Origin of the sequence: Halopiger xanaduensis SH-6, from assembly GCF_000217715.1 — an archaeon.
GTDB lineage: Archaea > Halobacteriota > Halobacteria > Halobacteriales > Natrialbaceae > Halopiger > Halopiger xanaduensis.
Window position 1 is genome coordinate 625,750 of the sequence record NC_015666.1, and the last position, 12,969, is coordinate 638,718.

Consider the following 12,969-nt stretch of genomic DNA (forward strand, 5'->3'; position numbering starts at 1 on the left):
CGCAGTTACCGTGAGAGCAGGTCCGCGACCATTTCGCCGACGAACGCGAGTTCGTCCTCGTTGACGCCGTGGCCCATCCCCTCGTAGATGCGGGTGGTCACGTCGGCGTTCAGTTCCTCGAGGACGTCCGCCGTCTCGTGGACGCGCTCCTCGGGGATGTGCGGGTCGGAGTCGCTGCAGCCGAGGAATGCGGGGGTATTCTCGAGGTCGCTCTCGACGTCGAGGTAGTCGTCGGGATCGATCGCCTGTCCGATGAGGCCGCCGCTAAAGGCGACGAGGCCGCCGTACCGCTGCGGGTTGCGCGCGACGTACTCGCTCGAGAGGCAGGCGCCCTGCGAAAAGCCGAGCACCATGATCCGGTCGGTCGGGATGCCGGCGTCGTTCGCTTCGCCGATGGCGTCTTCGATCGCCTGCAGCCCCGAACTGCGGCCGGGTTCGTTCTTCTCGACCGGCTCGAGGAACGAGTTCGGGTACCACGTGCGCCGGGCCGCCTGCGGGGCCAGCAGCGCGACGCCCTCGCGGTGGATCTCCTCGCCCATCTGGACGATGCTGCGGGCCGTCGCGCCGCGGCCGTGGACGAGGACGATCGCGGCCTCGGCGTCCGCGAGGTCGGTGCCGGCCGTGACCAGTTCCTGCCCCTGGTGCGGGTTCTCGCCCTGGTGGCCGCCGCCGCGGTTCATTCGACACCACCGACGCCCGCGCTCGCGTCGGGCAGGTCGTGCTCGACGACCTCGAGGCCGAGTTCCTCGATGGCTTGCCGGAGATGTTCGTCCTTGGCGTACTCGGCGCCGTCGGCTTCGCGCAGTTCCTGGGCCTTCGCGAGGATCTCGCCGCGGCGGTCGTTCGGAATCTCGTACTTGTCGGCGCTGAGTTCGATGACCAGCCCGTTGTTGTCCCGGGTGTAGATCGAGTGGAAGATGCCCCGGTCGAAGACGTTGTAGCCGTGGCCGGCCTCCTCGAGGGACTGCATGATCTGTTCGTACTCGTCGGGTTCGACGCTGAAACAGAGGTGGTGGACGGCGCCGACGCCGGCGCGCTGGCCGCGCGCGGAGGGGCGGTCGTCGCTGACGAAGAAGGTCAGGATGCGCCCGTCGCCGGTGTCGAAGAACAGGTGGGTCTGCGAGGGATCGTCGAGGTTCGGCTGGCGCAGCACCAGCGGCATCCCCAGGAGATCCTGGTAGAACTCGACGGTGTCTTCCTCGTTGCTTCCCCAGATCGTGATATGGTCGGTGCCCGTCGTGTGGAACGGGCTGTCGGGGAGTTCGGGCGTCACCGGGGTCGTGGATTCGGATTCGTCGGACATGGGATCACTCACTACTCACTCCGCGACCGCGTCGCCGAAGACGCGCTCGGCGTCCGCGGGGACGTCGAAGTCGTGGTAGTGTTCACCCTTAACGTCCGAGAGGATGTTGAGTGCTGCGGCGGCGCCGTCGCCGACCGCGATCGCGGCCTGCCACTCCTCGGGGCGGACCATCGCGCCCGTCGCGTAGACGTTATCGACGCTGGTCTCCATCTCGACGTCGACGTCGACCACGTCCTCCTCGGTGAACACGCAGCCGAGGTCGTCGGCGAGGTCGCGGTTCGCGCCCGTCGCGAGCACGACGTAGTCGGCCTCGTACTCGCCGTCCTCCGTCGCGACGACGAAGCCGTCGCCGGTATCGGCCGCCTCGACGCTCGTCACTTCCTCGCCCTGCCGGCGGTCGACGCCGAAGCTGTCGACCTGCTGGCGGGCCGTCTCCATGAACTCGGTGCCGCCGACGGAGCCGATGCCGAGGTAGTTGAACAGGTGCGCCTTGTGCATCCACGTTCCGTCGGCGTCGAAGACCGTCGTCTCGAGCCCGTTCTTCGCGGTAAAGAGGGCGGCACTCAGGCCGGCGGGGCCGCCGCCGACCACGATTACCGAAGCGTCGCTGCCGTCGTCCGCAGTCGCGTTCGCGTCGTCGCTCATACGTGGTTGTATCTTGTTACTTCAGGGGTAAGAACCCAGCAGAGACGCCGACGCAATCACGTGACACGGGCGTTAGTAGGGCGGCTATCTCCGCCCCTCCAGATGAGACGGAAAAGAACGAAAGGGTGGTTACACGATCCTGCAGACGCAGGTCCACTGGTAGCGTACCGCATTCTCTGAAACCCGTGTACTAGCACGGTACAGTCGCTCTGCGGCGCAATCTACTACTTTCGTACGCAAGCTCAATCGGTTCACCGGGATAGGCGCTACACTCTCGGTACACACGACGTACCACGTCGGCACCGAACGCGGCGCAGTGCGGTGCAGATGCGATATTCGGTATCGGTGCCGCCACAACTCGGCTCCCGCCCGTCCCCCGACGGCCGCTCGGGGGCCACCGACTCACAAGCGCAAGAGACATCCATGAAAACCAGCCTCGAGGTGGAGTACTGGGTCGTCGACGACGACGGCGACCTGGTCCCACCCGACTCACTGCTCGACGTCTGTGACGGGATCGACCCCGAGTTCGTCGAGCCGATGCTCGAGATCAAGACAACGCCGTGCACGTCGATGGCCGAACTCCGTACGGAGTTCCGCGATCGGATCGCGACCGTCGTCGACGCGGCCCGCGAGCAGGGCAAGCGGCTCGTCCCGCTGGCGACGCCGCTGTCCGCCTCGCCGTCCGAAATTCCGTACCGCGAGAAGCGAAGCACCGATCTCCAGCGACGGATCGTCGGCCCCGGATTCGACGATGCCCGCGTCTGTGCCGGGACGCACATTCACTTCGAACAGTCCAGCGTCGTCGACCAGCTCAACGCGCTGACGGCGATCGACCCCGCGTTCGCGCTCCTCACCAGCTCCTCGCACTACCGCGGCGAACGGATCCTCGAGTGCGCTCGCCCCTACCTCTACCGGCGCTCCTGCTACGGCGCCTGCCCCGAGCAGGGCCAGCTGTGGCCCTACGTCGACAGCGTCGCCGAGTGGGAGCAACGGATGGACGACGCCTTCGGGACCTTCCGCGAGCGCGCGATAGAGCGCGGCGTCGACCCCGACGCCTTCGACGAGGCGTTCGACCCCTACGAGGCCTGCTGGAACCCGGTCCGGCTGCGGCGGGCGATGCCGACCGTCGAGTGGCGCTCGCCGGACGCAGCACTACCGAGCCAGGTGCTGCAACTCGCCGAGGAGGTCCGCTCGATCGTCGCACAGGCAGACGCTCGCGGTACTGCCGTCGTCGACGGCGATCCGGACCGCGCCGGTGCCGAGACCGGTGACGATCCGAACGCCGACAGCGTCCCGCTCCCCGCGTTCGACACCGTCGAGGAAATCACTGACGCCGCGATCTACAACGGCCTCGAGGACTCGAACGTGCAAGCGTACCTCCGCAGGCTCGGCTTCACGCCGTCGAACTACGAGCCGCTGACGACGCGGCTTCCCGACGGCCAGCTTACCGAACGCCGCGCCAAGCGCCTGCGACTCGCAGCCGCGCGGCGCCTCGAGGCCGACCTCGAGCAGCGCCGCGTCCGCGCCTGAAGCCGTTCTGATTCGGGTCCGGTCCCGGCACCGCAGGCTGCAAGCGGAGCGTCTTTTCTTCGGAAAATTCGTGCGGCAGTCGTCAGGTCATCCCCTCGAGCCAGCGCCGACCCGTCCGCAGGTCGGCCGGGACTGCGTCGCCGAACGAGTACCGCATTCGCTCATCCTCGCAGGGGTTGCCCGTCGCGATCTCGATCGTCGGCGCGCCGCCCTCGAAGACGGCCGTGCTGGCGGTGGTGAGCTGCCCCGTCGCGTACTCGCCGGCCTCGGGTTCCGGGTGGCGACAGATCGAGTCGTCGCCGGGGCCGTGCTCGTGGTCGCGGGCGATCGTCCAGAGGTCCTCGCGGGTAAGGGGCTCAAGCTCCTCGAGCAACTCGAGGGCGCGGCGGCGGCGTTTCGTCGAACTCTCGGCCTCGGTCGAGTCGGAGATGACGAAGTGGTTGGTCCGCGTGACGACCGGGCCGTCGTCAGCGGAGATTTGTTCGGCTACCGGATCGACCTCGAGCAGGACGGCATTCGTCTCGTCGGCGAGAAACAGCGTTTGGCCCATCAGGTGTTTCGTGGGGGAGGACTCGAGTTTCGCGCGGGCCGCCTCGACGGTCGCACACTCCTCTAAGAGCATCCGGATGACGGTGCCGTTTCGCAGTTGATCCTCGGGATCGATGTCGTCGCGCTCGCTGTCGATGTAGGTGTTGGCCGCGACCAGCCCCCGGTCGTTGACGCCCTTGAACATCGAGATCGTGCCGCAGGTGTCGATCGTCAGGATCCCGTGGTAGTCGTCGATCGGCGGCTGTTCGACGATCGACTTCGGGCGCAGGCCCCGACCCGCGATGTCGCGGTTCTTGAGCACCAGCGGCCCGGCGGCGTCAGCCCGGTCGGCGACCGCGGGCTCGGCGACTAGCGCGTTCGTACACCCCCTGGGATTCCGCTCGGAGCGGCCGGTCCCCTCGGTCAGTTCCTCGCAGAGTTCCGAGAACGCGAAGACGTAGGCTTCGTATACCGCCGCGTCGACGTCGAACACGTCCGCCATCGCCTCGTAGGCCCGCCGGTGGCGAGCCGGCAGGCTCTCCCGGCTGCGCTCGGCGTACTCAAGCAGCGGCTCGAGGTCGACCCCGCGGTCATCGACGAGGCTCTCGAGTTCGTCGACGGCCCACTCGACGGCCTCGCGTTCGGTTTCGGCGCGGCGGCGGGCCTGTTCGGCGAAGGTGTCGACCTCGGGGACGGCAGGCGTGGTGTCGACGGCGGTGTCGTCCATACAGGTGGTGATGGCTCGAGGGGTTTGGGGAGTAGGCTTGAAAAGGAGTGCTTGAGCGAGTCGTAGTACTGCGCGACGACCGCGGATGCATCCTCGTACTGGCCGCCGTCGCAGGTGCGCGCGAGGGTCTGCGCGGTCGGTAACCGGCTATCCACAGTCATACAGGTCTGCCCTGCCAGACGTATCACGTAACCACCGACTCGAGGGATGAAATCGAAATCGCAAGATGGCGTTGCTTCAAGCCGGTGCTGTAGGAGTTCTATGCCCGCCTAATTATCAGGCCTGAAAGCGTATATGACCGTCTTTTCGTTCGATCAAATACACTATCGGGAAATTATATATACCCCGCTTCCACTGGTAGTTATCAGCGCCAAATCGGAGCGGCAAGGAAGGGTGCGACGGGATGGTGTGCTCCAATCCCCCGTGCAGTCGGTGGTACCTTACCACCGTGTATAATCCTTCCGACCGTTCAGGGCGCATGAGAATACATGGATCTGAAACTAATGCGTGACAAACTGGTCGGATCGGAAGAACAACGCGCCGTATCGCCCGTTATCGGAGTTATTCTGATGGTGGCAATTACGGTGATTCTGGCTGCAGTGATCGCGACGTTCGTCCTCGATATGGGCGACAGCATGGGCGAAGGTTCGGTAAACGCTGCTCTTGATTCAGATGTCAGCAATGAGGACGAAGAAATTACATTCACCCTTGAAAAGGAAGGAAACGCTGAGACGTTCTATGTGCGTAACGGGGACGGTCTAAACAGTAGTTCGAGTGGTAGTGGCGAACATGAACTTAGCTTCTCCGGCACTGGATCAACTGTGACGCTCGAGAAGGATAGTAGTAGTGGCGTACTCAATAACACCGGTGACGTGAATATCGTTGCTGTTGATGGCAACGCTGAGACAGTCATTGGCTCTGTCGAATGGGACTTCTCATAAACACGCACTAATATATTTTATTTAACAAGAGTTGGGTTTTACTGGACTAAGCGAAAACAGTCCTAACTGCACAGGGTACGTTCAATTGATAAATGAAATCGCCATTCTTAGAGAGGAGACCGGGTTTGGAATCCCGCGAATACGAACAGTAGCGGACCACATTCGAGCTTCCGGATAGAAGCCCTAAAACAATAGTCTTCGCACAGATGCGTGAGTTTGAACAATGCCGAGACGTGCTTGCTACGCACGACTCGTCTCGTTCAAATCTTGGCGCTGTTACTGCTCACGATGTTCGCAGATAACGGGCACGATGGGATCGGGTGATGTCGATGTTCGCGACGTTCAGGTTGGCGTTCATGGATTTCATAGGTCTGGAAGGTAGTCGGTGCGCTGTTCGGCCTGCTCGCGGTCGGAACGACGGTCGTAGTGCCGATCGAGGATGTCTTCGCTCGCATTGAGTCGATCCTTGACGACTCGCCGGGGGACATCCTCGCGACGATAGAAGGTCACGCGACCGCTCCGGAGATCGTGCGGCGACCGTGCCGACGGACACTTACTCGCGTGGTCCAGGTGCGTCGCTTCGCACTCGTCAGGATCACGCTCGTGCGGACACGGTTCACCGCGCCAGCAGGGGCGCGTAACGCGGTAGAGCGTCTTTCGAAGCGTGTTCCCTGCTGGACGGCCGTATTCCGTCGTAATCAACGGTTCCCGGCCGTGGTCGTCCGTCACGTCAGGGCGATGGTACTCGATATAGTCCTCGAGGTACCGGGCCGTTTTCTCGCTGATTCGGTTCCAGCGAGTCCCCTTCTCCTGATTCTTCAACGGAGTACCGGTATCCGGTCGGTGAACGAAATGGATCGCAGGCCCGGACACGCGCGGATGCGAACCGTCGAGATCAAGATCTCGCAAGTCGAGCCCACGGATCGCCCCGGTTCGCGCTCCCGTTCGCCACAGCAACATGACGATAATGTGGTCTCGCGAAGCCGGTTGCGCGTTCTCGAGGTAGTCGAGAATATCGACCGCTCGCTCCGGCTTCAGCGTCGAATTCGACACGTCTTCGCCATTTTTCATCGTCGGCAGCGTGACCTGCTCGTACAGCTCTGCCGGGACAGCATCGATGTTCGCTGCGAACCGCAGGAACCGACGCACTGACGCGAGCTGGCCTTTCAGCGTAACCAACTTGATCGGTTCACGGTCGTCGCCATGACCCTCGCGACGCCAGGTCCGGTATTTGTATAGATCCCGTCCGGAGAGATCGTTCAGGTTCTCGATTCCCTCTTCATCGCAGAACTGAACGAACGCGCGTAGTCGGTGTTTCTCGCTTCGGCGCGTCGATTCTGCGTGCTCGTCGCGCATCGCGTCGTGATACATCTTGACCGCTTCGTGCGGTGCGATCGGCTCGAGGTCGGCAGTCATCTGCTACCACCTGCTGCCGGTGAACCAACTATCACATCGGACATACACGGTGGAACGAACTTCCGGACATTAGGTCTATAGCGGCTGTGTCCGGAAAACACCAATATTTGCTCTATACCCTGAAACCAACGCTGTAAGAGGTTGTATCCCGTGTCCGGAAAGTGGCCGGAAAATGTCCGGGAAGCAGATTCGGCAGTACTATCCGCTGATACTGCTGAATACCTGCGTTCTCGAATATAGTCGCTTTCTAGTCGTCTATACGTCGGTCGAACGGGAATTTTATTCCCTATGGCGTCGAGCGATTGCATGCTTCCGTAGTATGGATACGGAAGCCAGCGGGCCGGTGCCCCTAACACCGGGTCCGCGAATTCTGACGAGGACCCGACCGGGCAGCGGCGGGTCCGTCTGGCTCCCGTTGGATTCTCGACTATAGCGGAATAACTTAAATCTATGCAATAGAACTTGCACACACAGAATAAAACATGTACCAGGAAATCTCATCGGTGCGACTAAGAAACGATCACCGGAATACCGGGGTATGCGCCCCCGGGTACCGTGGATGAACGAAGTTGACGACTCAATTCTCGAGTTTCTCGACGAGCTCGAGGTCGACGGTCGCCCGGTGGCTCTCAAACCCGGCGCAGTCCGCTACAACTTGGTCGACGAATTTGGGATGCTAGACAAGAGTCTAAGCACGTTCTCCCGCCGAATGGACCGATTGGCAGAACATGGGCTGTTAGAGCAAACAGAAGACGGGAAGGGTTCACCCTACAAGATCACCGAAAAAGGGCGTGCGTATCTCAGCGGCGATCTCGATGCTGCAGATCTCGAGCGAACCGAATAGCAGAATCAGATTCTACCGAGCAGTTCCCAACCGTCGTGCCGCGTCAGCAGAGATAACGATATGGCGGTCTCGAAGTGCAACGCCTCCGTCGGCAACATCGTCAATCAAATCTGCGAGTGCTGAGAGGTAGTCCCGATTCCGCTCCTCTTGGATGTGTAGCGTCTCCTTCTCGTCGTGTTCGATCGCCCGGTTCTCGAGATACGCGTACACGAAGGTCTCGCGAACGTCTGCTGGTGCGGCCTCGAGGTAGTTGGGCAGTTCGAGATGCTGGTCGGCCTTCGGACCAATCGGTGCGCCAAGCGTGGCGAGCACGCGCCCGAGAACCGTGCCGTCGTCAGTGGGACGAATCTCGTCGGCACGACTGTCGCGATCGGCGACTACCTGATAGTCGACGCTGGTCAATTCGAGCGCATCAATGACGTGTGAGTCTTCACTCCGGCGATTCAACGAGAACGACGGACGGTAGTACTGTTCAGCGATCGATCCGCCTGAAAAGACGTTCGCGACAAGAACATTCAGACCCGCAAACTCCGGATCATCGTAGGAACAATTGAGCCAGCCGTAATCACGTGCCGTCTCAATTCCGCGAACGACATCGGGTGCACCACTATCGTCGATCCAAGTGCGAAGTCGAGATCGTGGAAGGTCTAGCGCCGAGGCAGTTGCACTCGAGCCCACGTCGTGTTTACGAGCATATTCGATCGCGCGTCGATACTGCTCGACGACTTCGTACGCCTCCGGATATGCGCCACCGTCGTAGGTGCGCGCAAGCGCTTGCTCGGAGACCAACCCCGTGGACTCGACCATATGCAACAGTGATCAATCAGATACCAAGTAGGTGCCGACTCATTGATATACAGGAAATCGCAAGACGGCGTTGCTTCAAGCCGGTGCTGTAGCAGTTCTATGCCCGCCTAATTATCAGATCTGAAAGCCCATAACACCGTCTTTTCGTTCAATGGGAGACACTATCGGGAACTTATATATACCCCGCTTCCACTGGTAGTTATCAGCGCCAAATCGGAGCGGCAAGGAAGGGTGCGACGGGATGGTGTGTTCCAATCCCCCCGTGCAGTCGGTGGTTCCGTACCACTGTGGATAATCCTTCCGACCGTTCACGGCGCATGAGAACATATGGATCTGAAACTCATCCGTGGCAAACTGGTCGGATCGGAAGAACAACGCGCTGTATCGCCTGTTATTGGAGTTATCTTAATGGTTGCTATCACTGTGATTCTGGCTGCCGTTATCGCGACGTTTGTCCTCGATATGGGTGATAGCATGGGCGAGGGTACCGTGAACGCAGCTGTCGATACTGATGTTAACAACTCTGGAGAGATCCACTTCACTCTAGAGAAGGAGGGGAATGCTGAGGAGTTCGTTGTTCGGGAAGGTGAGGGACTTCAGAACACTGGTGGAGATGACGAAGTGACTCTAAGCGACCTTGACGGTGTCGGAACCACTCATACGCTTGAGAATGGCTCATCTAACTCCCTTGAGGATACGGGTGAAGTGAATATCGTCGCTATTGATGGTAACGCTGAAACCGTCATCGGTTCTGTTGAGTGGGACTTCTAGTAAACATCTAAACCATATTATTTCTAAATAGCCTCGTCGATATGTTGCCGATTAGTTACTACTACCGGGAATATACCATAATCACGTACTCAGATCTTTGACGAGTTCAAGATGCCATTCACCGTTATCGACATGACGAATGTGGATATGATGCTCGTCCTTGAGTTCACCGTCTCCGTTCAGTAGTCCCTCGACGCGGAGATCGTCTTTCGGGAGCGTAACCCCGAGCGAGTTCTGGTCTAACTGGCGGAGTTTGTTCAGCGCCATGGAAGCGGCGGCAACCCGCCTTGGTATAAATGTTGGTGACTATCAGCGATACCAAGGTTGTGCCACGGTTTTGCTGAGGTTTTCGTAGGGTCGGGTTCGACCGCTCGCCGTCGCACTATGGCAACAGCAAACCCGTTCAGCAGAATGAAGAATCACGAAGGCGTCGACCTGATCGACGCCGTGCTCGCGCCTCTGTTCGTCGCCGCGACGCTGGCGATGTCCGGGCTGGGCACGATCGGTATTGACTCACCCATCACGTTCTATCTCGGCGACGCGCTGTACAGCGCCTCCAGCGTGGAAATCACGTATGCATTTATCTTCTCGATGATCATCATCGGGATCGCCTGGTTGTCGAACGAGGCGCGCGACTTCAGCGATTTCAGCCAAGAGCAGGGCGCTGTGGTTGGCGGGATGGTTCTGTTGAATCTCGCGGTCGCGCTCGTCCCGCCTGTCGGGGCCGCTATGGCCGCGTACTGGTACGCTGGCCTGCTGCTCATCATGTTCAACGGGGCCGGCTACTACCTGATCGCGTACTACTGAGGTGCCCATAATGACACATTCTTTCAGAACGCTGGTTTCCCCCAGCACGGCTTACGTACTGCTCGTCGCGTGGGCGACGGTCATCCTCTGTCTGAGTTTCGGGCTCGTTGCGGTTGCGAGTGCCCAAGGCAGTGGTCCCAACGAGATTGAGAATAGCACGATTGAGACGACCGAGAATACCAGCTACGTTGAGCTCGACATCGAGTTCGCCAGCGAGTTCGCGAACAACTCGAGCACGGAAACGGTCGACTTCGAATCGTACAACGAGGAAGCGTGGCAAGTCAACGGGACCGAACCGGCCCATTCCGGGACGTTGAACGGGACCGTGCTCGAGGTCTCCGACGACATCGTGCCGAGTGCGACCTACTCGGCCGAGTTGAATCAGTCGGGGACGACGGTCGACGTGAGCAGCGACGACTTCGCCGACAACGGGACCGTCGACCTGTCGACGGTTTCGTCGGACTCTATCACGTCCGACGATGAGGTGCTGTCGCTGACGCTGACGGCTGATCCGGTCGTCTCCGATTCAGTGACCGGCGCGACGAACGATACCGTCACGAACGAATACACCGCCGGCAACGACTCGAGCGACTACTTCGAACTGGCGACCGAGTACCGCGTGCTCGTCACGGTCGGAAACGAATCGAACATCGAGAGCGGCTACGTCGCGCCCGACGACGCCTCGATCGGCGGCGGGTTCTTCGGCAACGCCGACGGTTCGGACGGGTCGCCCGGCTTCGGTGCCGGCGTCGCTGTCGCGGCGATCGCGACGGCCGGGGCGGCCGCGTGCCGACAGGGTGGTCGCTAATGTCGGCCGCTGACTCGCCGGACGACGCCGGCCCACAGCCCACGCTCGAGGGGGGTAACGGCGACGGAATCTCGAGACGTGAGGCGATGCGGCGGGTAATGACCGCGGCGACGGCGACCGCGGCGATCGGGGCGGCGGGCTCGCAGGCTGTCCCGCAGTTCTCTCCGGCAGGACGTGCTCGAGCGATTCCGCCCGCGGCGATCGTGCTCGCACCGACCGCTGGCGCAGCGGTCGGCTGGGCGCTTCGCGAACACGAGGTTATCGGAGCCGATGACCCACCGGAGGGCATGACCCCCGACGCGCTGCACGAAAGCGTCTATAACTCCGCTAAAAAGCGCGAATCGAATAATGCGAGCACTTTCGTTGACAATCGAAATATCATCAACACGGGCTTAGAACACTCCTTATATGCTGATGGCAAGGTGGCCGCGATTGAGGCGCTGAACGACGAGAAAACCGAGCAAGAGGTCGAAGACGCTGCTTTCAAAGCGGCGGAGGAAAGCGTCACCACTCCGATGAAGAACCTCCTGCGGTCGTGGAATGAGTCCGTCAACGAGCTTCAAAACCTCATCACGAAAGTTCAGGATCACTCTGATCTTGGTCTGGACGGCCTGATTGAGTCGCGACACTCGGATACTGATACTGTTCGGCAGGCTCGGACGGAGAAAAACAAGCAGACCGCCGAGTTCCCCAACGGCGACACAATGGATGTGCACGTTGTGGAATTCAATACTCAAAGCGGCAACGAGTGGTCCCCGTACCGAAACGATTCTATTGACTCCGATACCGGCGACAGCACGTTACCTGTTGTCGATGTCTATCCGCCGTCTGACTCTAACTCGGACAAAGTGGTCTACCTCAAGGAGCAGGAATGGACTGATCTTTACGACGAATTTGAGACGGTCCTAAGCGATGTCAAAAGCGGCCTGCAAACGTGGGTGTCGAACGTGTACGGTGAGGTTCAGTCCGGTGAAATCGACACGTCTGACCTGCTAACGCCGCGGGAGATGGCGGAAATCTCGTCTGATCAGGGCGTGAACCAAGGGATTGCCGACCTGATCGCTCTTAACATCCCGGTCGACCTCGAGCGCGAGGCGACTATCGAGATCGAGCAGGATAACGGCACGGTGACGATCTCCGGTAATGTTGCACTCACCGATGACTCAGATGGCCCGATCGAGGCCGGAGAAACCTACAACCCGGCAGACCTGAGCGGCGATGTGTATTTCACCTACGACGTTGCTGCAGGTAACGGGGAGTGGGGACAGTACGAGACCGGTGTTGATGGCGGGGTTGTCACGTTCACCGCTGAACCCTTCTCTGATACGGAATACGCCATCAAAACTATCGCTGGAGAGACGGCGACCGTCACGGCCGACGACTTCAGCGAGAAAACGAACGATTCGGACGAGACGGTCTGGACAGTCGATATATCGGACCAAGTAGAAACGTCCATAACTGAAGTCGATACCGTCGAAATGTCGGCTACGACCGACGATACCAACTGGGAAACCATTCAACTTGATCAGTCGTTTACGGTCGTGGAGATTACGGATTCCGACGGCCAGCAAGTGAAATCCCTCGATTTCGAGCAGTCCGAGCCCCAAAACGACGAGAATTACATCACTCAAGAGGAATGGGAGAAGATGAGAAAGCGCAATGAAGAACTGATTCAAAAGTACGAAGAATCGCAGAACGACGGCGGATGGGGGTTCCCGTCGGTTGGCGGCTTCAGCGACTTCAGCGGCGACCAGATCGCGGGACTGGCGATTATCGGCGTTATCGTCATGTCGGTGGTAGGAATCGCAACCAACTTCATTCCGTTCGTTGGTGGAAAGTAGC

Annotated in this window: 14 protein-coding genes; 7 read left to right on the forward strand and 7 right to left on the reverse strand. The window is 60.3% G+C overall.

All coding sequences use genetic code 11. From position 1 onward, the window contains the following. Positions 1–5: 5 nt before the first annotated feature. From HALXA_RS03060 to HALXA_RS03070, 3 genes are read right to left on the reverse strand one after another with little or no spacing between them, the layout of a single operon-like run. Positions 6–680 (reverse strand): alpha/beta hydrolase, encoded by a 675-nt coding sequence (locus tag HALXA_RS03060; RefSeq protein ID WP_013878837.1) that lies wholly within the window; start codon positions 678–680, stop codon positions 6–8. Then, the gene (locus HALXA_RS03065; RefSeq protein ID WP_013878838.1) at positions 677–1,303 is read right to left on the reverse strand and encodes a VOC family protein; all 627 of its coding nucleotides are present in this window, start codon (positions 1,301–1,303) and stop codon (positions 677–679) included. Before HALXA_RS03065 ends, HALXA_RS03060 begins: the two co-directional genes overlap by 4 nt. A 15-nt stretch (positions 1,304–1,318) precedes the next feature. After that, positions 1,319–1,948, reverse strand: coding sequence for an NAD(P)/FAD-dependent oxidoreductase (locus HALXA_RS03070; protein WP_013878839.1), 630 nt, complete (start codon positions 1,946–1,948; stop codon positions 1,319–1,321). A 423-nt stretch (positions 1,949–2,371) separates the two neighbouring features. Between HALXA_RS03070 and HALXA_RS03075 the strand changes: the two genes are divergently transcribed. Further along, positions 2,372–3,478 carry a glutamate-cysteine ligase family protein gene (locus tag HALXA_RS03075; RefSeq protein ID WP_013878840.1) on the forward strand — a complete coding sequence of 369 codons (1,107 nt, stop codon included), beginning with the start codon at positions 2,372–2,374 and terminating at the stop codon, positions 3,476–3,478. 82 nt (positions 3,479–3,560) lie between these two features. On the opposite strand, the gene HALXA_RS03080 is transcribed toward HALXA_RS03075, so the two are convergent. Continuing rightward, positions 3,561–4,733: a C45 family autoproteolytic acyltransferase/hydolase gene (locus HALXA_RS03080; RefSeq protein ID WP_013878841.1), complete on the reverse strand. Its 1,173-nt coding sequence runs from the start codon at positions 4,731–4,733 to the stop codon at positions 3,561–3,563. 488 nt (positions 4,734–5,221) lie between these two features. On the opposite strand from HALXA_RS03080, the gene HALXA_RS03085 reads away from it, so the two are divergent. After that, positions 5,222–5,674 carry a type IV pilin gene (locus HALXA_RS03085; protein WP_013878842.1) on the forward strand — a complete coding sequence of 151 codons (453 nt, stop codon included), beginning with the start codon at positions 5,222–5,224 and terminating at the stop codon, positions 5,672–5,674. Between the two features lie 363 nt (positions 5,675–6,037). Here HALXA_RS03085 and HALXA_RS03090 read toward each other — a convergent pair whose 3' ends face one another. After that, a complete protein-coding gene (locus HALXA_RS03090) occupies positions 6,038–7,090 on the reverse strand; it encodes a tyrosine-type recombinase/integrase (protein WP_013878843.1) in 1,053 nt (350 codons plus the stop codon). A gap of 559 nt (positions 7,091–7,649) precedes the next feature. Here HALXA_RS03090 and HALXA_RS03095 point away from each other — a divergent pair. Then, positions 7,650–7,934 (forward strand): hypothetical protein, encoded by a 285-nt coding sequence (locus HALXA_RS03095; protein WP_049895391.1) that lies wholly within the window; start codon positions 7,650–7,652, stop codon positions 7,932–7,934. A gap of 12 nt (positions 7,935–7,946) precedes the next feature. Here the strand turns inward: HALXA_RS03095 and HALXA_RS03100 are convergent, their stop codons facing one another. Beyond that, on the reverse strand, positions 7,947–8,741 hold the full coding sequence (locus tag HALXA_RS03100; protein ID WP_013878845.1) for a hypothetical protein: 795 nt from the start codon (positions 8,739–8,741) through the stop codon (positions 7,947–7,949). Positions 8,742–9,068: 327 nt separating this feature from the next. Here HALXA_RS03100 and HALXA_RS03105 point away from each other — a divergent pair, with 327 nt between their 5' ends. Beyond that, complete coding sequence (locus HALXA_RS03105; RefSeq protein ID WP_013878846.1) at positions 9,069–9,512, forward strand: type IV pilin; 444 nt, start codon at positions 9,069–9,071, stop codon at positions 9,510–9,512. An 81-nt stretch (positions 9,513–9,593) separates the two neighbouring features. Here HALXA_RS03105 and HALXA_RS20930 read toward each other — a convergent pair whose 3' ends face one another. After that, a complete protein-coding gene (locus tag HALXA_RS20930) occupies positions 9,594–9,779 on the reverse strand; it encodes a hypothetical protein (RefSeq protein WP_013878847.1) in 186 nt (61 codons plus the stop codon). Between the two features lie 117 nt (positions 9,780–9,896). On the opposite strand from HALXA_RS20930, the gene HALXA_RS03110 reads away from it, so the two are divergent. From HALXA_RS03110 to HALXA_RS03120, 3 genes are read left to right on the forward strand one after another with little or no spacing between them, the layout of a single operon-like run. After that, positions 9,897–10,319, forward strand: coding sequence for a hypothetical protein (locus HALXA_RS03110; protein ID WP_013878848.1), 423 nt, complete (start codon positions 9,897–9,899; stop codon positions 10,317–10,319). Positions 10,320–10,329: 10 nt separating this feature from the next. Continuing rightward, positions 10,330–11,127: a hypothetical protein gene (locus tag HALXA_RS03115; protein WP_013878849.1), complete on the forward strand. Its 798-nt coding sequence runs from the start codon at positions 10,330–10,332 to the stop codon at positions 11,125–11,127. Then, positions 11,127–12,968 carry a hypothetical protein gene (locus HALXA_RS03120; RefSeq protein ID WP_013878850.1) on the forward strand — a complete coding sequence of 614 codons (1,842 nt, stop codon included), beginning with the start codon at positions 11,127–11,129 and terminating at the stop codon, positions 12,966–12,968. Before HALXA_RS03115 ends, HALXA_RS03120 begins: the two co-directional genes overlap by 1 nt. Position 12,969 lies beyond the last annotated feature (1 nt).